Origin of the sequence: Domibacillus indicus (assembly GCF_000970685.1) — a bacterium.
Classification (GTDB): domain Bacteria; phylum Bacillota; class Bacilli; order Bacillales; family Domibacillaceae; genus Domibacillus; species Domibacillus indicus.
Genome location: NZ_LAJB01000003.1, coordinates 368,185 through 388,716 on the forward strand (window position 1 = coordinate 368,185; position 20,532 = coordinate 388,716).

A 20,532-nucleotide genomic window follows, 5' to 3' on the forward strand; every position below is an offset into this window, starting at 1 on the left:
AAGGCAGCCCCTTTTGGTTTACTTTTTCACAATCAATTCATATGGAACGGTTGAAGCTGTTCCATTCGCTTCACTTACTTCAATATAATATGTTCCTTTTGCCAGTTTCAGATTTGCAAGCTCTTCATCATTTTTGCCATAGTGATCAAACGAAGAAACAAGCGTCCCTTTTGCGTTATAAATTTCTATTACGCCGTCAAGGCCTTTTCCAGCAGAAAGTGAAATGGATACGCTGCTTTCTTTTTTCAGATTAAGCGCAAAATGATCGGTATCACCGAATGAAAGCCCCGTATTAAAGTAGCCTCTCGCACCATATTTTCCGCCTGTTGTTTTAAGGGCAAGCGGCTTGGCCGGCACATGATTGGTGACTTTCCCGTCTCCATCCTTCGTCTGGTTATAGGTAGCGCCTATTTTGAATTCATATGGCTGCAAATTCGGGCCTGTTTGTAAAAATGGTGCCACTTGAATGAAATAGCCGGTTCCTTCTTTTGCCGCAAAAGAGGTATGAACATCAGGCTCAATGGCAAGAGACAGTAGAGAAAGGAAATCTGGACCAAACGGCATGATGCGCTTCATTTCTTCCTCATCTAATATTTTATCCCCATTTGTATCCTCTGCGATACCGCCAGAAAAGATATGCCCCGGGCGAAGCTCAAGTGGAATACCCGCTTTCTGCGAGGCAGTAAGGGGACTTCCGGCTATATCCAGCGTATAGATGCGCGGGCTGCTGCCGTTCATAAAATAGTAATAATCCATATCTCCAGACTGAATAAAGTAGTTTTGCACCGCCTTGCCGGCTGTTACATTTAAGCCATTTTCCGGTAAATTGGCGTCTGAATCTTTTTCTGCCGGCAGGTTTGCGATCCGTTTCGACTGAATCGTGTATGGATCTGCTGAAATGTTTTCAGCGTTGTTCAATACCTGCAGAATATAAGACTTTCCTTTCTTTAAAGCCACGTTTACTTTTCCTGATTCGCTTAGGCCGCCAAGCAGCGCCGAGATTAAATCCATTTCTCCCCCGTTGCCGGTAACAGGAATCAGTTCTCCCGTTTCCGGGTCGGTTTCCATTATTGTCATAGATGGAGGCTGGGCTCCCGCTTGTTTGACTTCAAATGAATAAATGCCATCAGAGTTCGGTACGAAGCGGTAATAATCTTCATCAAAGACAAACTGGAAATACCCCTGTTTGCTGCTGCCAACTGTATAAGGAACGGCTTTTTCAAGGATATAGCCGCTTTCGGCTGGTTCTTCTTCGCCATCAATCAGTTCTTCTTCTTTCATTTCACCATACTCGTCCGGTGTAATCTCTCCATCTGCCAGGCTGTCTTCAAGCGTTGCTTCTTCCGGCAGCCCATCTTCATCCACCGGGATCGTCCGTTCTTCTACTTTAAAGGTATACGGTGCTGCCGATTCACCTGCCGACAGCAAATCAAGCATGGAAGCATCAAGCGAAAGAAGGTCCGTAATAGAGCCAAAGAAAATATCTTCGTTAAATGCCCCGTTCGTTACTTCGACTTTGTATTCCGCTCCCGGCACTGCCTGGAACGAGACGGTTTCGCCTTCGTTTACAGGGTAGTTATTTCCGTTCACAATTGAATACTCTTCCTCGCCCTCTTTCATATACACATTAATGGCAGAATCAACACCGGGCAGGGCTGAAACAGATAGAGACAGCAGTTTTTCTTCATCTACCGATAGAGTGAAATAATCCGAATCCGGCATTTCTGGTTCTCCGCTGTATAATGTAAAGTCATTTTTCGTGTATGGAAGTGACGTGATCGCGACCGGCTGTTCAGGCGAAGCTTGATCCGGTGTAATCGGCGCCAGCTTTTCCGCCTGCAGCGTGAAAGCGGATTTTCCGGCTGCATTGTAGTTGCCGTTCGCATCTTTTACCCCGATAACGAGTGTCCCCGCTTCACTGGCTGTATACAGATACCCTTCCTGGCCGTTTACCAGGGTCCGGTCTACATCACGAATGTACTGCGGATCTCCGCCTTCCGGAATAAAATATAATTCCAGGGCGTAGTCATATCCTTTACTTCCATCAAGAACGGTCTGCACATGCTGCCCTTCTGTTACATTTGCTTTAAACCAGTGCATCGTTCCCGGGGATTTAAATGCTCCTTTAAATGACTGACTGCCTTCTTTAATTTCTTTTGCTGTTTTTAAAATTTCTTCGCCGGAAACCTGAGGGCGTTTCGGCAGCTTTTTGATATCAAATTTGAGCGCATTTAACGGGTTAATTAAGCCGTTTCCATAGGTTAAGTCGTATCCTTTTTCGCCAAGATCCGTTGCCGTCTGCTCTAAAATGTATTCGATCTCAAACGCGGTTAAGTCCGGATACTTGGATTTGAGCAAACCAGCTGCAGCTGCTACCATCGGTGACGCCATTGATGTACCGGTAAGCCGTTCAAATTTTGAGCCGGACTCTGCGTCATAGTAAGTGCTGTAAATGTCTTCACCCGGCGCCACTACGTCAACCGAGGCGCCATAATTGGAGCTGTCTGATAAGGTTTTTGAACCATTTATGTTTCCTACGCTAATGACGCCCGGATAAGCAGCCGGGTATGCATACTGGTCTGTTGCTCCATTTCCTGCCGCAGCCACTACCACTGCGCCGGAATCAATAGCGTATTGAACGGCTTCTTCGATAACAGCGGATGGCAGGGCACTCTCAAGACTTAAATTAATAACATCTGCCCCTTGATCGACTGAGTACGTAATGCCTTCTGCAATCGCAAAGTCATTAGCGGTTTCAGAGCCGTTAAACACATCAACCGGCAGAATCTTCGCGTTCGGAAAAATACCGTAGCCGCCAAGGCCGTTATCTTTTAAGGATGAAATAATGCCCGCCACGTGCGTCCCATGCATATGACGAACGGGATTCCGTGCTGGATTTACGACATTATACGGCTTCAGCAAATTCGCCTTTAAATCCGGATGCTTATAGTCCACACCGGAATCAACAACAGCAATTGTTACATTGTTTTTCCCGGCATATGAGAGAGCTTTTCCCATATTCAGCATTGCCAAATGATTCATCCTGGACGCTTTCGGATCAGGCGTTCCAGCTGCGGCTTTGTATTGAATGCTCGGTGTAATCGCCCTTACTTCTGAGCGTGTTTTGTAAACGCTGATGACCTCGCTCAGCTTCTTGGATTTAGGTACCTGCACAACATCATATTTTAAGCCGGGGAGACGCTTTATAACCGATACACCTGCTTTTTTATGTACACTTTCCGGCAGTGCCCCGGAGTATTTAATCACAAGTGTTTGTGAATCCGTTACCTGCTTATCGACCTGGGCTGTTTTATACTGCGCTTCTTTATCCGATAACGGCACTTCAGCGAATGCCGCACCCGGGACGATAAGCGAGACACTGGCAGCTGCGGCCATGATTTGCTTCCACTTCTTCAAACAAAATCCCCCATTCACATTTACTTCTCTTAATCATACATGAAAAAAAGAAAAATGGTTTCAAAAATTTTCAAGTAAGGGAAAAATTTATTTACAAATAAAAAAGCGGTTTTAAGCAATACGCTTAAAACCGCTTTTTGTTTAGATAATACGGGCCAAAATCACGCCGGAGATAGTAGATAGTTTTTCAGTTAAACCAGGAATCACTTCACCATTTACCTGGTTGTCAATATCAATGAGCGTATAAGCATAGTCGCCTTTGCTGCGATTTACCATGTCTGCAATATTTAAATCATATTCAGACAGGGCTCCTGTAATCTGGCCAACCATGTTTGGCACATTTTTGTGGGCTACCGTAACCCGGCGCTTCCCGGTAAATGGAAGTTCTGCATTCCCGAAGTTTACAGAGTTTTTAATATTGCCTGTTTCCAGGTAATCTTTCATTTGGCGTGCCGCCATAATCGCACAGTTTTCTTCTGATTCTGTAGTGGATGCCCCTAAATGCGGAATCGGAATCACATTTTTCATGCCGATAACATTTTCATTCGGGAAATCTGTTACATATTTGCCGACCTTGCCGCTCTCAAGCGCCGCACGCATATCTTCCTCGTTTACAAGCTCGCCGCGTGAGAAATTCAGGATAACCGCTCCATTTTTCATTACAGAGAATGCTTCTTTGTTAAACATGCCGCGTGTGTTGTCTGTTAAGGGAACATGTACTGTAATATAGTCGCTCGCTGCAAATAATTGCTCAATTGTCAAAGCCCGCTGTACGTTGCGTGACAAATTCCAAGCCGTATCGACAGAAATAAACGGGTCAAAGCCGATAACATCCATATCAAGGTCGAGCGCATTGTTCGCTACCAGCGCTCCAATATGGCCGAGGCCGATAACGCCGAGCGTTTTTCCTTTTACTTCACGGCCGACAAATTGCTTTTTGCCTGCTTCGACAAGCTTCGGAATCGCATCGCCCTGTCCCTGTAATTCTTTTGTCCAGCTGACACCGTCGAACAAATTGCGGGAAACCGCCATGATTGTTGTTAAAATCAGTTCTTTTACTGCGTTAGCATTTGCACCCGGTGTGTTGAAAACAACAATTCCGCGCTCTGTGCACGCCTGAACAGGAATGTTATTGACCCCTGCGCCTGCCCGTGCGATTGCTTTTACATTCTGGTTAAATTCCGCATCGTGCAGATTTGCGCTTCGCAAAATAATTCCATCAGGCGCATTTGTATCATCATTAACTTGAAAATTTTCTGCGTTGTTAAATACATTCAAGCCGACTTCGGCAATATTATTCATTGATTTGATTGTATACACGTTTCGTTACTTCCCTTCCACTGAGTGAGTCTGTTCGAATTTTTCCATAAAAGCAACAAGTGCTTTTACGCCTTCAACCGGCATCGCGTTATAAATACTTGCACGCATTCCGCCAACCGAACGGTGTCCTTTTAATGTTTCCAGCCCTTTTTCTTTCGCTTCTTTCACAAATAAAGCGTCCAGCTCTTCGCTTGGAGAAACAAATGGAATGTTCATTAACGAACGGTCCGCTTTTTCGATCGGTGAACTGAACATAGAAGACTGATCAAGGTAGTTGTACAAAATGGCTGCTTTTTCACGGTTTATGCTTTCCATTGCTTTGAGGCCGCCAAGCTGTTCCAGCCATTCGAAAACAAGCTTTGCCATGTAAATTCCGAACGTTGGCGGGGTATTATAAAGCGAACCGCTGTCTGCATGTGTTTTATAATCCAGCATAGTCGGTACTGACGCATCTGCTTTCCCGATTAAGTCTTCACGAATAATGACAAGCGTTAATCCGGCCGGCCCGATGTTTTTTTGCGCCCCGGCATAAATAATGCCGAATTTACTAACATCGATTTCTTCTGACAAAATATTCGACGACATATCCGCTACAAGCGGTACGTTTCCTGTGTCCGGAATCGAATTAAAAACGGTTCCTTCAATCGTATTGTTCGTTGTAATATGAACAAAATCCGCTTCCGGGTCGATCATGTCCGCGGTCACAGCCGGTATGTAACTGAAGTTCTTATCTTCAGAAGACGCAATAACACGTACTTCCCCATATTTTTTTGCTTCTTTGATCGCTTTTTTTGACCAGGAGCCTGTATTAACGAAATCTGCTTTTTTGCTGCCGGCAAACAAGTTCATCGGCACCATTGCAAACTGCTGGGAAGCGCCTCCCTGAATGAATAACACTTTATAGTTGTCCGGAATGTTCATTAGCTTGCGCAAAACGGCTTCCGCTGTTTCGATGATTTCTGTAAACCATTTCGAACGATGGCTCAGCTCCATCACCGACATGCCGGAACCTGCGTAGTTTGTAAGTTCGGCCTGTGCTTTTTCAAGCACCTCTAGAGGCAGCATTGAAGGGCCTGCTGAGAAATTATACACTCGTGTCATCATCTTACTCCTTCATTCGTGTTATTTTCGATAATCTGAAAATTTGTGCTTTATCAATACCCGAATTATAAAATAACACGCCCTACTAATCAAGGGTGCCTCTATTAGCTTTTCGATAGAATTCATTATTGTTAACGCTTACAACACCCGCGAAAAGAGCTCCTTATATTTACGAACATTTTGTTAAATTTTCTTTTATTCATTCGTTTTTATAAAGAAGAAGAAATTTTTCAAATAGTAGAACTTTAGTCAATTCTATGACAGCCCTTTCTTCTGTTGGTATACTACATTGTGCATTTCACCAAAAACCCCTGCCTTCTTTTTTGTATTTTAACAAAAACGATAGAAACATCAGCTGGACATAACGACAAAACATCATCGATTCAGGGAGGTACAAGCTTTATGCTGGATATTCTACAAAAAATTAATGGAGTTCTCTGGGGAACCCCCAGTTTAGTTTTACTGGTTGGAACGGGATTATTTCTGACAATCCTTTTGCGCGGATTGCAGTTTCACCGGCTTTTATATGCATTTAAGCTGGCTTTTACGAAAGAATCAGCGGAAGATTCAAAAGCGGAAGGTGACGTCAGCAACTTTAAAGCATTAATGACCGCCCTTGCGGCAACAATCGGCAACGGCAATATTGCCGGGGTGGCAACGGCCGTTACGATCGGCGGACCCGGGGCGATTTTCTGGATGTGGGTTGTCGGACTGCTCGGCATGGCGACCAAGTACGCTGAAGCTCTTCTTGCAATGAAATACCGCGTCAAAAATAAAAATGGCGAGTATTCCGGCGGTCCCATGTACTATATAGAATTGGGACTTGGCCGCAAGTTTAAATGGCTCGCGGTCGCTTTTGCCCTGTTTGGAGCCTTTGCTGCGCTTGGCATCGGCAACAGTGTTCAGTCCAATACAATTGCAGATGTAATGGATAATTTCCTTGGTATTGACGGCTGGATAACCGGCTTGATTCTCGTTATTTTAACAGCTCTTATTATTTTGGGCGGGCTCCAGCGCATTAGTACAGTAGCCGGCTTTTTCGTTCCGATTATGGCGTTTTTGTATATTGGCGGCTCTTTAATCATTATCGCCATGAATTATGATCAAATTATTCCTTCGTTCCAGCTTATTTTCCATTATGCCTTCCATCCGGTTGCCGCTTCAGGAGGTTTTATGGGCATCGTTGTCTCTGAAGCGATTCGCAACGGTATATCCCGCGGCATTTTTTCAAATGAAGCAGGGCTTGGAACAGCGGCTCTTATCGCCGGCAACGCACGGGCGGATCACCCGGTAAAACAGGCTCTTGTAGCGATGACCGGGACATTTATCGTTACGATCATCGTATGCACCATGACGGGGCTCACCCTGCTTATGACTGGCTTTTGGGACCCAACGGGCGGTTCCCTGTCCGGTGTGCCGCATAACGCTGCTCTTGAAGGAGGAGCCCTGACAACCGCCGCATTCGGCTCGGTGCTTGGCACTGTCGGCGAATGGATCGTTACACTGTCGGTGATCTTCTTCGGTTTTTCAACGATTGTCGGCTGGTACGTATACGGGGAAAAATGCTTTGAGTATTTAGCGGGCGTCCGGTTTATCGGTGTATACCGCGCCGTATATATTGCAGCAGCAGGAATCGGTGCTGTCGCAAGTTTAACGACCGTCTGGGCATTTGCGGATATGGCCAATGCGCTTATGATGATTCCAAACTTAATCGGCTTAGTTTTGCTGTATAAGGTGATTAAAAATGAAACAGATGACTTTTTCCAGGGCCAGTTTAAAAAAGAAAGAAAAAAAGTAAGCTGATAAGCCGGCTGCCTCTTAATGAAAGAGGCAGCTTTTTTGATTTCTAAAATGATTTCTCCTTCAAGGCTCTATTTTGCATATATGAATTGGTATATAATGAAAAATATGTAGAACGATTGGAGGTGCCTCAATGTTTTGTTCAAAATGCGGCACGGAAGTAGGAAGCCGCGCCCGCTTTTGCCCGGGCTGCGGGAGAAAGCGCAATCAATCCTTTCCTATTATTAAATTTCTTGGTTTCTTATGTATCGTCATAGCGCTTGGGTTCGGCGGCCTTATTTATTATTTATTAAGCAATAAAGAAGAGCCTCAAAAAGCCGTTCAGCCTGTACAGCAGGAAGCACAGGCTGTTGTCCGCGAGACGGTAGCCCCGCCAAAGGAAATAGCGGCAGAGGAACAAAAATCGCTGACTGACCTTATTGCAGCGACCCAGCAAAATGTGTTTACCGTCTTCACCGATTATGGACAGGGATCCGGCTTTTTAATTAATGACCAGGGCGATGTGGCAACCAATGCACATGTGGTGGAAGGGACCGTGTACGTTATTGTAAAAGACATTGACGGCACCGAGCATGAAGGAACTGTCGTCGGGTATTCCAACGAAACAGATGTCGCCCTTGTTCGGGTGCCGGGCCTGGCCGGCCGGACACCGCTAAACATGGAGATGGATGAAAAAGCGCAGGTTGGAGATGAAGTCATCGCCCTTGGCAGTCCACTTTCACTTGAAAACACGGCTACATTCGGCTACATTACCGGTGTAGACCGCAGCTTTATTATTGATCCTCATTCCTATGACAATATCTATCAAACATCGGCGGCTATTGCACCCGGAAGCAGCGGCGGCCCGCTTGTATCGAAGCGCACAGGTCGTGTTATTGCGATTAATTCGGCCAAGTCAATGGAAGAAGAATCGATCGGCTTTAGCATTCCCTATAAAGATGTAGCGGATATGCTGAATGATTGGAGTGCTGCTCCTCTTTCAGAAGATGAAGTTACTAATCTTTTTTACACGGAAGACGGCCTGCTGTTTTTTCAGGAGTACTGGAACAATGATGCCTATTTTGACGGCGGTGAATATAGTGACGATGAGACATATGGTTACTATGATATTCCCGAAGACTGGTGGTATGAGGAAGCACCTGTGGAAGAAAAAGCCGAAGAGGACGTTATTGTTGAAGATTACATGGAACAGGTTCCTGAAGAAGAAATTCCTTATTTAGAACCAGAGGAAGAACCCATCGAAGAAATACCTGCCGAAGAAGAGCCTGCCGCTGAGGAAGAACCGGTTATAGAAGAACCGGCTGCAGAAGAACCAGCAGCGGAGGAAGAGCTGCTTCCTGTACTTGAAGACCAGAATGGCGATGGCGTCATCGACGTACTTGACGTAACCGAAGATATCAACCAGGATGGGGTTATCGATGAATTGGACCTTGAAGAACTTTTAATGATGCAGTAACTTTTAAACAGAGCCTTTTTGGGGGTTCTGTTTTTTTCATGTAGTCAAATGGTCATTTTTAAAGTATAATAACTACAATTTGTGTGTCATTTAGGAGGAGTATAGTTTGCGTACCTATCAAGTTGACGAGCGGCCGCCGATTCCGGCATTGATCCCGCTTAGTCTCCAGCATTTATTTGCTATGTTCGGCTCTACAGTTTTAGTCCCTGTTTTATTCGGCGTTAACCCTGCCACCATTTTATTAATGAACGGCATTGGCACGCTTTTGTACATTTTTCTTTGTAAAGGACAGATCCCGGCTTATCTCGGCTCCAGCTTCGCTTTTTTGTCCCCGGTCTTTTTAGTTCTTGCCGAAGGAAGCTATAACCAGGCACTGGGCGGCTTTATCATCGTCGGCCTTATCTTTATTCTTATTTCGGGCATTATTAAAGTTGCCGGCACTGGCTGGATTGACGTTGTCTTTCCTCCGGCGGCCATGGGCGCCATCGTAGCCGTTATTGGACTCGAGCTTGTGCCGACTGCGGCGCAAATGGCAGGTATTATCTCGGACGGCTCAGAAAACTGGTCGCCGGATCGAAATACGATTATTGTCGCAATGCTGACCCTTGGGATTACGATTGTTGGTAATGTAATGTTCCGCGGCTTCCTGAAAATCATTCCGATTTTAATCGGGATTATTGCCGGTTACATTATTGCAGCGATGTTTGGCATGGTAGACTTTACTCCAGTTCGGGAAGCAAAAATGTTTGCTCTTCCGCAATTTTATGCACCAGAGTTCGACTGGACGAGTATTGCGATTATCGCGCCGGCCGCTCTTGTTGTCGTTGCCGAGCATATCGGCCACCTTGTTGTTACACAGAATATTGTCAAACGCGATTTAATGAAAAAGCCCGGTCTCGGTGTTTCCTTGTTCGGAAACGGCATTTCCACGGTGATCTCTGGTTTTGTCGGCTCCACACCTAATACAACCTACGGCGAAAACATAGGTGTACTGGCACTGTCAAAAGTATATTCTGTCTGGGTAATTGGCGGGGCAGCCGTTATGGCGATCATATTATCGTTTTTCGGAAAATTATCTGCTTTGATTTCAACCATTCCAACACCGGTTATGGGCGGAATTTCCCTGCTGCTTTTCGGAATTATCGCAGCAAGCGGCCTGCGTATGCTTGTTGAATCAAAAGTGGATTACTCTAAAACGACCAATATGATTTTAACGACTATTGTGCTTGTGATCGGGCTCTCTGGTGCTACTTTCACATGGGGGTACCTGCAGCTGAAAGGAATGGCGCTCGCAACAGTAGTGGCGATTTTGCTAAGCTTATTCTTTGCGCTTATTACCAAGCTGAACTTAACGAATGACAACGATTAACGGAATTAGCAGAAACTACGGCGCGTTTTTCTTGAAAAACGGCGTGTTTCTAGACAGAAATGGCGCGATTTCTATTAAATCGCGCCATTTCCCTGTTTTATTGCGCCAGTTCTTCAAAAAATCGCGCCAAAATCACTTCAAATCGCGCCATAACCTTTTCTTTAAAAAGATTATTCCGGTTTTTTGCCGGCATATGTCCAGCCGTCTTCCTGGTACGCCCGCCCTTCTTTCATAAGCTTGCCAAGAGCCCGCTTAAACGCGCCTTTGCTGATACCGAAGCGTTTCTCGATCTCTTCTGGAAGGCTCTTATCCCAGTAAGGCATCTTGCCTCCCCGTCCCATTAAATAGTCGTAAATATGTTCCGCATCGTCTGCCTGGCGTTCAACCCGGCGCCCTAACAGCGATACGTTGACAGAACCATCGTCATGAACGGCAATAATCCGGCCTGACACTGATTGTCCGACACGCGGCTCATCCTCCCGTTCGCTCGGATGCAGAAAAGCCCGGTATAAATTATCCGTTACGATCCAGGTACCGGCTTTGCCTGTCCGGTAGACGGTTCCCGTAAATTCTTTATTTAAATCTGTTTTATTTGCCCGCCTGGCGATATCCCAGATCTTTTCTTCGGTTGCCGGCTTCGCAAACAAACGGCCATTTTTATCAAGCTTCAATGTACAATACAGTTTGTCTCCTTCAATCGGGCGAACTTCAAATTTATAAGGAAGATCGTCTTCTGACACAAGTGCGTCTTTGGAAATGCCGATATTTACAAACACACCGTGCTTGATTTCTTCTCCGACCACTTCCACCCATCCGTATTCTCCAAGCGTAATCAATGGGCGGTCCATTGTTGCCGCCAGCCGCCCGGAGTGATCCTGGTATAAAAACACTTCAACCGGCTCATTCGGCTCAAAACCATCCCTTATTTCACTATTATGAAGCAAGACAGCCTCTTCCTCTTCGTTCTCAAGAAACCAGCCGTACTCCTGTCTGTTTTTCACGCGTAATGTTACAATCGTTCCAGCCTGTAAAGCCAATATACGCACGTCCTTTCCAAAATTCTCATTGCTTCTCATTATATCAGCTTTCCCGCTCTTATGTTTAACAATCCAAATGCCGGGTACACTTATAGCAATCACATCAATGGAAAGGTGAGAAAAAATATGGCGCGTTCATCTGGTGGCATGAAAAATTTAATTAAAATGGCTATGAAGTACGGACCTATCGTTTATCCAATTGTTAAAAAATACATGAATAATCGAAAAGCGGCCAAAGTATACCGCCCACGATAACAAAAACGCCGGAGCAAAAAGCTCCGGCATTTTCCGTTTTTTATTTCATTTTAAAGTTCATCAAATCCGTTATCCTGCACATTGATTTTTACATACTGGCGTGACCGCTGCTCAAAGAAATCCGTTTTTCCAAGGTCTACATCTTCATATGCTTTGATCCATTTCAGCGGATTTTTCCGGTAATCCGGGTACGGTCTATCATAGCCAAGCTGCTGGCAGCGTACGTTGGCATAGAAATAAATATACGCTTCTACATCCTCGACATCCAGTCCGTCAATTTTATCTCCGATTACTTCACGGGCCCACTCCACTTCAAGTTCCGCTGCCTCCTTGAAAATCGCCTGTACTTTTTCGGCGCGATCCGGTGTGTTTAGCTCTGGATATTCATTTAAAAGCTCCTGATAAATTTTCACGAACAAATCTACATGAAGCTGTTCATCTCGATTAATATAGTTAATCATCGTGCTTGAGGCGACCATTTTCTGGTGGCGCGCCAGGTGATAAAAGAAGGCAAAGCCCGAGTAGAAAAACAAGCCTTCCAAAATAACATCGTACACAATCGACTCCAGCATATTTTCTACGGTCGGGCTTTCCGCAAATGACTGGTAGCCTTTGATAATAAAGTCATTGCGCTTTTCAAGCACCGGCTCACTGCGCCAGTAATCAAATACTTCGTCCTGCTTTGACTTTTGAACGAGGCTTGAGAGCACATACGAATAAGAGTGATTGTGAATTACTTCCTGCTGGGCGAGAATAATCATCAGCGCCTGCAGGCTGGAGTCCGTTAAATAGTCAGCTACTTTGCCCGCATAATCTGTTTGAACACTGTCTAAAAGTGCAAGCAGGCCAATAATTTTCAAAAATGCTTCCCGCTCGCTGTCATCTAAATTCGGGAACTGTTTTACGTCATTGCTCATATTAATTTCAAATGGTGTCCAGAAATTCCCCAGCATCCGCTTGTACTTTGGATACGCCCAGTCAAATTTCACGTCATCCCAGTTTAACACGTTGGATGAACGGCCATTTACAATGGCTGTCGAACGGTTTGGTGCTTCTTTATCCATTAGTTTTCGTTTTTCAATAAGTGTCATGGTGTTCCTCCTTAGCTTGAACAAGATTCACATTCCAGCAATTCTACTGATGTTGAACGGACATAATAGGTTGTTTTCAGTCCTTGATCCCAGGCGGCCAGATGCAGATCAAGCAGTTCTTTTGCTTTGATCGTGTTTTGCACGTACAAATTCAATGAAACACCCTGGTCGATATGACGCTGGCGCGCCGCATTCTGGCGCAGTGTCCAGTGCTGGTCGATAAAGTAAGCAGATTTGTAGTACCAGGTTGTTTCTGCATTTAAATCCGGCACGGTCACCGGAATTTTGTAATCTTTCTTTTCCTCCGAGTAGCTCTTTTGGAAAATCGGATCAATACTTGCCGTGCTTCCAGCGATAATGGAAGTAGACGAGTTTGGAGCAACTGCCATTAAGTAGCCGTTCCGCATACCGTTTTCACGCACCTCTTTGCGCAGGGACTCCCACTCGTCCCCTTCATAGCCGCGCGCTTCAAAATAAGCACCTGTCTGCCATTCTGAGCCTTCAAATAACGGGTATGCCCCTTTTTCTTTTGCCAGCTCCATAGATGCCTGGATCGTTAAGCGGGCGATGGTTTCATAGAGCTCATCCGCATATTGAACGGCTTCGTCCGCTTCCCAGCGGATGTTTTTCAGCGCCAGCAGGTGGTGCCAGCCAAAGGTGCCCAGGCCAATGCCGCGGTACCGGCTGTTTGTCCGCTCTGCCTGCGGTACAGGAATCATGTTTAAATCAATAACATTATCAAGCATGCGCACCTGGACGCGAATCAAGCGGTCCAATACATCCGCCGGCACTGCCTTACCGAGATTAATAGATGACAGATTGCATACTACAAAATCGCCCGGCTTTTTGCGGGTTACCACCATATCATCCTCAAGCGAAATAGACTCAAATTCTGTCGCGCTCGTATTCTGGGCGATCTCCGTGCAGAGATTGCTTGAGTAAATAATGCCTTCATGCTTGTTCGGATTGCGGCGGTTCACTTCATCGCGGTAGAACATAAACGGAACGCCGGTTTCAAGCTGCGAGCGCATAATGCGCTTCATAATGTCGATTGCCTGCACTGTTTCGCGGGAAAGCTGCTCGTTTTGCACACACTGTTCATATTTTTCACGGAATGAGCCTTTGCCGCGTGCTTCATCATAATAATCTTCAAGCGAGAAGCCCATCACTGTGCGCACTTCATGCGGATCAAACAGGTGCCACTCTTCGCGTGCGTCTACTTTTTCCATAAACAAATCTGGAAGACATACACCTGTGAAAATATCATGTGCACGGAGGCGCTCATCCCCGTTGTTTAATTTCAAGTCAAGGAAAGCAAATACGTCTTTATGCCATACATCCAGGTAAACCGCTACTGCGCCCTGGCGCTGGCCAAGCTGGTCAACACTTACTGCCGTGTTGTTCAGCTGCTTGATCCATGGCAGAACACCGCTTGATGCCCCTTTAAACCCGCGAATGGAAGAGCCGCGGCTGCGCACTTTGCCCATGTATACGCCGATACCACCGCCGTATTTCGACAATGTCGCAATATCGGTATTGCTGTCGTAAATGCCCTGAAGGCTGTCATCAACCGTGTCGATAAAGCAGCTCGACAGCTGTCCGTATGGTTTGCCGGCATTTGACAGAGTCGGCGTCGCAACCGTCATGTATAAATTGCTCATTGCCCAGTATGATTCGGCAATTTTCGCCAGGCGGTTTTCTTTTTCATTTTGCATCAGCGTCATTGCAATCGTGAGCCAGCGCTCCTGCGGAAGCTCCACCGGCGTTTTATCAAAATCCCGGACAACATAGCGGTCTATTAACATTTTCAGTCCAATGTATGTAAAAAGCTGATCACGTGCCGGCTCGATCAGCCTCCCGATTTCTTCAAGCTCTTGTTTTGTATATGCATCAATCAGCCGCTTATCATAAAGACCTTTTTCTGTTTCACGGTAAATGTGGGAGGCAAAATCGCCATAAACATGCTCCGGCGTCAATCCGCGTTTTCCTGCGATCGCCCGGTATATTTGCTGCAGGTAAATTCGCGCCGCCACAAATGTCCAATAAGGTTCTTCTTCATCCATAAAACTAAGCGCTTCAAGCGTCATTGCTTTTGACCAGGCATCCAGATCCGCATCCGGGCGCTTTGCCGTCCAGCGCTCGCTTACACGCAAAAGCGGCCCGAGTTTTTCTTCACCAAATTCATTTGTTATGTTATGTACTAATTCATCAATGTTTGAAATCAGGCTGATTGTCATAAAGCATTTCCTCCTTTTGATGTAAACACAATAAAAAGAGCGATGCTTCAAGCCTCTTCGGCTGAGTCATCGCTCTGAATGAGTAAAATGAGGAAACTGGCAGAATTCGCCGCTTCCACCTCTCAACCCCCGAAGAAAGTGTCGCTTACAGAAAAGCAGGCAGGTCTCCTGGCTCGTGCGTCATCCTCCTGCCGCCTTCCCGTTTTCACAGTGGCCCGGGGCATTCGTCTGCACTTACAGTTGCGGGGACAGCTCCGGGATTTAACCGGATTCCCTTTTATACCATTACTGGTACCTTCTTTTCATCGCATACTAGATATTGTGTTTTGGATACTTCCGAATGGTAACATATTGTGCATTTTTTGTACAGCCAAAAAGATGCCTCTCATTTTCTTTACGAATGTCCATTCCTATTATAAAGCACGTTTCGAACTTTGTTATTTTATCATAAATAAACCGGAAAACCTTTTATCGTTAGAAATTTTTTATCGCATTGTGGTATACTAAATGTAATGTTTGATTTTTTTGATCACGGGTATAAAATCTACTACGAAGAATTTAGAACGGAGATGACCAACATGAATTTGAAAAAGTTAATCAAGTACGGTGCCATTATTGCTCCAATCGTTTACCCGAAAATCCAAAAACGCATAGGGACACATAACCTGCGTAAATCATACAGCGATTCTCATAGAACGCGTATGTCTGGCAAAAGCATTCTCGACAAACTACAATAAGATGACGAAAAGGCCCTCGTCATAACGGAGGGTCTTTTAATTTACAAAATTGTCCCATCTGCTTGATAGAATGGAACAGCCGCAGCAACAAGTGCTGCGGCTGTTTTATTTATTATTGAAGAACGGCGCTCTTGCTGAAAAATTCTTTATAAAGCTCGCGCAGAACATTGTCCGTATCTTCTGCTTTAATGCCAAATACAAGGCTGACTTCTGATGAGCCCTGGTTAATCATTTCAATGTTTGCTCCTACACGGGAAATTGCGGCAGTTGCCCGCGCAGAAAGACCAAGTGTGTTATGCATACCTTCCCCAACAAGCACCACCATCGCAAAGCCGTGCTCTACGTTCGCTTTATCGACCTGAAGCTCATCACGGAAGCGGGCTAAAATACGCTCTTCTTTTTCAGGTGTAAGCTGGTGGCTTCGGACAATGACGGATAAATCGTCAATGCCAGACGGTGTATGTTCGTAGGACACTTCTTCTTCTTCTAAAATCTGCAGGAGACGGCGGCCAAAACCGAGTTCGCGGTTCATCAAATATTTGCTGACATACAGCGTTGAAAAGCCTGAATCTGCCGCAATGCCGATTACCGGGCTTTTTGAGTATTCGCGTTCTGCGACAATCATTGTGCCCGGCGCAGACGGATTGTTTGTATTTTTAATGCAAACTGGAACAGAATGCTGGAATGCGGGCATTAAGGCTTCATCGTGGAAAACGGAAAAGCCTGCATATGACAATTCGCGCATTTCCCGATACGTCATCCGCTTAATTTCAGCAGGGTTGTCCACCACATTCGGATTTGCGGCAAATACCGAGTCAACATCTGTAAAATTTTCATATAGCTCTGCTTTTAAAGCAGCAGCCAGGATAGAACCCGTAATGTCTGAACCGCCGCGGGCAAACGTCATCATAACGCCTTTTTCTGTGTAGCCGAAAAAGCCCGGGAATACAACGATTTTTCCATTATCACGAAGCTTTGCCAGATTTTCATATGCTTCCGGAAGAGCGCGGGCACGTCCTGGCTCATCACTGACAATTAAGCCTGCTTCTTTCGGATTCACATATTCTGCTTCCAGCCCGATGCTTGTGAAATAAGCGGCGATTAATTTCGCGTTGTTGTCTTCCCCGCTCGCTTTCAGCTGGTCCATAAACAATGGCGGATTGTCGCGGTTTTCCTGCAGGCGTCCGCGCAAATCCTGTTCAATCACCTTTACGATCGTATTATCAAGGCCAAGGCCCTTTGCAATATCCGCATAACGATCGACGACTGCTTGTAATTCCGCTTCCGCATTTTGATCCTGAAGGGATGCATGAGCAAGCGCAATTAACAAGTCTGTTACTTTTATATCGTCGCCAAAGCGTTTACCGGGTGCGGAAACAACAACCGCTTTCCGCTTTGGATCCTCTTTTACGATAGATGCTACTTTTTTAATTTGTTCGGCGCTGGCAACGGATGTGCCGCCAAATTTACATACGATCATTTCTCTGCCACTCCTTGCTGATCTGCATTCCTAGATGAAAATGCGCTTTATCCAAAAAATTATACCACCGTTTCTGGCAAAAAAGAAGAAATTATCAGAATTTCATTATAAAAAGAAAAAGCCGTTCAGGCATTCTCCATTGCCTGAACGGTTTTTAGAAATATTATTGTGCTGCTGTATCCGTAATCCGGCCTTCTGCTGCTGCATTCACATTTGGATTTGCTTTTAAATACTCTGTGAATGTTTCCCAGTCAACGTAGCCTGGCTCGCTCACACGCTCCTCATCATACGCTGTTTTAAACATTGTGTAGCCGTCGCCGCCTTTTGCAGTGAATGTGTTGGTCGCAACCTTGTATGTTTTTGCTTCTTCAATCGGTTTGTAGCTTCCGTTTTCATTGACTTGGATGGCTGTCACACGCGATCCTGCATCCTTCGAGGAGTCATAAGTGAATTTTAAGCCGGCCGCCTGCAAAAAGGCGCCATTTTGATCCGGGGCAAGGCTGACACTGTGCTCAAGCGCCGATTTAATTTCTGCACCGGTTAACTCCATAATCGCAAGTGCGTTGCCGAACGGCATAACAGTCAGGACTTCTTCCATTGTAATATCGCCCGCATCAATAGAAGCACGAATACCGCCGCCGTTTTGCAGGGCAATGACAGTGGCAGCATCAATTGTTTTCGCTTTGGCAAGCATAGCGTCTGTAATTAAGTTGCCAAGATTGGTTTCTTTTGTACGGACGTTTGCCCGTTCACCATCAAGCGCCGCAGAAGCAGACCCAACAACCGTGGCTTTCATTTCATCAACAGCCGGTGTATATTTTTCCGCTAAAATCTTTTTCACCTCTGCATTTTCTTCAAAAACATAGGTGTCATCGTCATTTTGCGCATCTACTTCAATCAGTTCACCCGCATACTCCGTCGCCACACCATCTTCATCAAAAACAACATCAAGCGTGCCGACAAATTTGTTATACTCATTTGCCTGCGCAATAATGGTTGGCTCATCGCCTGTTTCATCAATATACGGCTCATCCAGCTTGTCATGGGAATGGCCGCCTATAATGATATCAATGCCTTCCACTTCTTTTGCCAGCGTCACATCATTATCACCGCCGCCATCCTGGAAGCCGATGTGAGTCAGCGCCACAATTTTATTTATGCCCTCCGCTTCAAAAGACGCCACTGCTTTTTCCGCTTCTTTGATATAGTCCTCAAAAACCACATCATCTCCAGGAGACGAAATGGATTTTGTTTCTGCTGTGGTTAAGCCGAAAATACCGACTTTCTCACCATCCACTTCTTTAATAATGCCGTTGTACACTTCACCGTTCATCGGCTTATCCGTTACCGTTTCATTCATTAACGAAGAAAGATTAGCATCCGCGCCCGCATTTACATTTGCCGATACAAATGGGAATTTGGCATTTTTAATAAATGCCGCCAGCGGCTCTGTGCCAAGGTCGAATTCGTGATTGCCGAATGTCATCGCATCATAGCCAAGCAAATTCATAAATTCAAGGTCTGCCTGTCCTTTAAATTCATTAAAGTAAAGAGTTCCGGAAAACACATCGCCGGCATCCAAAAGCAAGGAAGAAGGGCGTTCTTCACGAAGAGCCTCGATAACAGTTGCTTTGCGGGCTGCATTATCAATGTGGGCATGCGTGTCATTTGTATGAATAACAGATAACTCAAATCCGTCGGGCAGCTGCTGAGCTCCCCTGTGTAAAAACAACGCCCATTCACCGCGGGATAACTGGTCTGTCGCGCCAAATTTTACAGCACTTTTGCCCGAAGCGATGCCTGATTTTTGCAGCGCATCTACATAAGGAGCCCAGTTTTTATTTACATCCCCAAATTTTGTTTTGGAAACGGAAGCATCAATGGCTAATTCATATCCTAAAGCAAGCCACTTCGCTGCCTCCACCCGGGTAATCGGATCGTTCGAGCCAAATGTTTCAGAAGACTTTCCAGAGGCAATTCCGGCTTCGGCCAGTGCATTGACCGCCCATTCCCCTCTTGCAGGCACATCGGTAAATCCAGCTTCTTCATATGTATCTTTTTCACTAAATCCTAAAGCCCGGGCAAGCTGAACAGCTGCATCAACCCGCTTAATTGAAGAGTGCGTACCAAACGCCTGGCTGCTTATTCCTTTTGCTATGCCGTTATCTGCAAGAAACTGAACTGCTTCTTCATATCCTTTCGGCACATCCTTAAAAGGCGAAGCAGCCGAAACACTTCCTGCCGAAACCGCCAATGCAGCAGCTGTGAAGGCTGTGGTAAACTTATAATAGGATTTCAAAATAAATTCCTCCCTGGATAGCTATAGATATTTATTCGATAGTTTAATGGATTTTAAACAAAATAACAACGATATTACAAAATATTAAAAAAATTCATACAACAAATTCATATTAAAGGAAAGGTTTTGTTACATTGCTTAAAAAAGCATTTGTTCTTTTTCTCATTTCCTTTTTATTAGGAGGATGCAAATTGGCGGAACCGGAAAAAGCGACATGGGTATGGGATCTATCCTCTGTACAAAATACCGATAAAATACTTTTATTTTTTCAAAAACAACAGGTTAAAGATGTTTATATCCAGTTTGACCCGTCCATTCCCGGGCAAGTCTATCATTCTTTTATTAACAAGCTGCACAAACAGCATATAAGAGTTCATGCTTTGGACGGAGCACCTGCTTATACTCAAGAAGACCTGGCAGCTTTTTTGGAGCAAATCCGCTCTTTTGACTGGGATGGCATTCACCTGGATATTGAGCCGTATTTATCCGACGAGTGGGAAACCGATCAGGCCCGGGCAGTTCACCGGTATGAACAGGTGATAAAGCAAGCAGCGGAAAGCGGCTGGCTGCTTGGTGTGGATATTCCCTTCTGGTATGATGAAATTCCTGCTTCAGCCGGCGGAACACTGGCGGAATTTGTTGTTGACCGTGCCGATTATACAGTCGTGATGGCTTATCGCGACAGTGCCGAGCGCATTATCGAAGCGGCCCGGAAGGAATTGGCGCTGGGCCGGGATGCTGGCAAAGAAGTAATCATCGCGGTTGAAACCATTAAAGAAGCCGAAGCAGCAGGAATTTCTTTTTATGGAAAAAGCCCGGCTTACTTTAATCGGGAAGTAAACAAAATTGCCACAGAGTGTGAATGCCAAATCGCCGTTCATCATGCCGCGTCCTGGCAGTCCCTCGTTCGCTGACAGCAAAAAGCAGTGCCCT

General features: G+C 45.5%; 12 protein-coding genes and 1 riboswitch. Of the genes, 4 read left to right on the top strand and 8 right to left on the bottom strand.

Annotated features, from left to right (window positions below; genetic code table 11):
• Window positions 1–18: 18 nt before the first annotated feature.
• The 3 genes from VP98_RS06170 to serC form a co-directional block, all read right to left on the bottom strand.
• Window positions 19–3,417: a S8 family serine peptidase gene (locus VP98_RS06170; protein WP_046174465.1), complete on the bottom strand. Its 3,399-nt coding sequence runs from the start codon at window positions 3,415–3,417 to the stop codon at window positions 19–21.
• 141 nt (window positions 3,418–3,558) lie between these two features.
• Window positions 3,559–4,719 carry a phosphoglycerate dehydrogenase gene (locus VP98_RS18790; RefSeq protein ID WP_046174678.1) on the bottom strand — a complete coding sequence of 387 codons (1,161 nt, stop codon included), beginning with the start codon at window positions 4,717–4,719 and terminating at the stop codon, window positions 3,559–3,561.
• Window positions 4,720–4,743: 24 nt separating this feature from the next.
• A complete protein-coding gene (gene serC / locus VP98_RS18795; RefSeq protein ID WP_046174466.1) occupies window positions 4,744–5,838 on the bottom strand; it encodes a 3-phosphoserine/phosphohydroxythreonine transaminase in 1,095 nt (364 codons plus the stop codon).
• Window positions 5,839–6,240: 402 nt separating this feature from the next.
• Between serC and VP98_RS06185 the strand changes: the two genes are divergently transcribed.
• The 3 genes from VP98_RS06185 (at window position 6,241) to uraA (ending at window position 10,463) form a co-directional block, all read left to right on the top strand.
• Complete coding sequence (locus VP98_RS06185; RefSeq protein WP_046174467.1) at window positions 6,241–7,641, top strand: alanine/glycine:cation symporter family protein; 1,401 nt, start codon at window positions 6,241–6,243, stop codon at window positions 7,639–7,641.
• A 130-nt stretch (window positions 7,642–7,771) separates the two neighbouring features.
• On the top strand, window positions 7,772–9,094 hold the full coding sequence (locus VP98_RS06190; protein WP_052712153.1) for a trypsin-like peptidase domain-containing protein: 1,323 nt from the start codon (window positions 7,772–7,774) through the stop codon (window positions 9,092–9,094).
• 106 nt (window positions 9,095–9,200) lie between these two features.
• Window positions 9,201–10,463 carry a uracil permease gene (uraA, locus tag VP98_RS06195; RefSeq protein ID WP_046174468.1) on the top strand — a complete coding sequence of 421 codons (1,263 nt, stop codon included), beginning with the start codon at window positions 9,201–9,203 and terminating at the stop codon, window positions 10,461–10,463.
• Between the two features lie 170 nt (window positions 10,464–10,633).
• On the opposite strand, the gene VP98_RS06200 is transcribed toward uraA, so the two are convergent.
• The 5 genes from VP98_RS06200 to VP98_RS06220 all read right to left on the bottom strand — a co-directional run bounded on the left by VP98_RS06200 (window position 10,634) and on the right by VP98_RS06220 (window position 19,599).
• Window positions 10,634–11,500 carry a CvfB family protein gene (locus VP98_RS06200; RefSeq protein ID WP_046174680.1) on the bottom strand — a complete coding sequence of 289 codons (867 nt, stop codon included), beginning with the start codon at window positions 11,498–11,500 and terminating at the stop codon, window positions 10,634–10,636.
• A 305-nt stretch (window positions 11,501–11,805) separates the two neighbouring features.
• Window positions 11,806–12,846 (bottom strand): ribonucleotide-diphosphate reductase subunit beta, encoded by a 1,041-nt coding sequence (locus VP98_RS06205; protein WP_046174469.1) that lies wholly within the window; start codon window positions 12,844–12,846, stop codon window positions 11,806–11,808.
• Between the two features lie 11 nt (window positions 12,847–12,857).
• Window positions 12,858–15,083, bottom strand: coding sequence for a ribonucleoside-diphosphate reductase subunit alpha (locus tag VP98_RS06210; protein ID WP_046174470.1), 2,226 nt, complete (start codon window positions 15,081–15,083; stop codon window positions 12,858–12,860).
• Between the two features lie 141 nt (window positions 15,084–15,224).
• Window positions 15,225–15,397: riboswitch (cobalamin riboswitch) on the bottom strand.
• A gap of 535 nt (window positions 15,398–15,932) precedes the next feature.
• Window positions 15,933–17,300 (bottom strand): aspartate kinase, encoded by a 1,368-nt coding sequence (locus tag VP98_RS06215; protein ID WP_046174471.1) that lies wholly within the window; start codon window positions 17,298–17,300, stop codon window positions 15,933–15,935.
• Window positions 17,301–17,463: 163 nt separating this feature from the next.
• Window positions 17,464–19,599 carry a 5'-nucleotidase C-terminal domain-containing protein gene (locus VP98_RS06220; protein WP_156151326.1) on the bottom strand — a complete coding sequence of 712 codons (2,136 nt, stop codon included), beginning with the start codon at window positions 19,597–19,599 and terminating at the stop codon, window positions 17,464–17,466.
• Between the two features lie 191 nt (window positions 19,600–19,790).
• Here VP98_RS06220 and VP98_RS06225 point away from each other — a divergent pair, with 191 nt between their 5' ends.
• Entirely contained in the window at window positions 19,791–20,513 is a 723-nt protein-coding gene (locus VP98_RS06225) for a hypothetical protein (RefSeq protein WP_046174473.1), read from the top strand.
• The last annotated feature ends 19 nt before the right edge of the window (window positions 20,514–20,532 follow it).

Bases quoted from the DNA above. Each gene is read 5' to 3' on its own strand.
- VP98_RS18790 (WP_046174678.1), bottom strand. From the start codon at position 4,719: ATGAATAATATTGCCGAAGTCGGCTTGAATGTATTTAACAACGCAGAA.
- serC (WP_046174466.1), bottom strand. From the start codon at position 5,838: ATGACACGAGTGTATAATTTCTCAGCAGGCCCTTCAATGCTGCCTCTA.
- VP98_RS06185 (WP_046174467.1), top strand. From the start codon at position 6,241: ATGCTGGATATTCTACAAAAAATTAATGGAGTTCTCTGGGGAACCCCC.
- VP98_RS06190 (WP_052712153.1), top strand. From the start codon at position 7,772: ATGTTTTGTTCAAAATGCGGCACGGAAGTAGGAAGCCGCGCCCGCTTT.
- VP98_RS06205 (WP_046174469.1), bottom strand. From the start codon at position 12,846: ATGACACTTATTGAAAAACGAAAACTAATGGATAAAGAAGCACCAAAC.
- VP98_RS06210 (WP_046174470.1), bottom strand. From the start codon at position 15,083: ATGACAATCAGCCTGATTTCAAACATTGATGAATTAGTACATAACATA.
- VP98_RS06215 (WP_046174471.1), bottom strand. From the start codon at position 17,300: ATGATCGTATGTAAATTTGGCGGCACATCCGTTGCCAGCGCCGAACAA.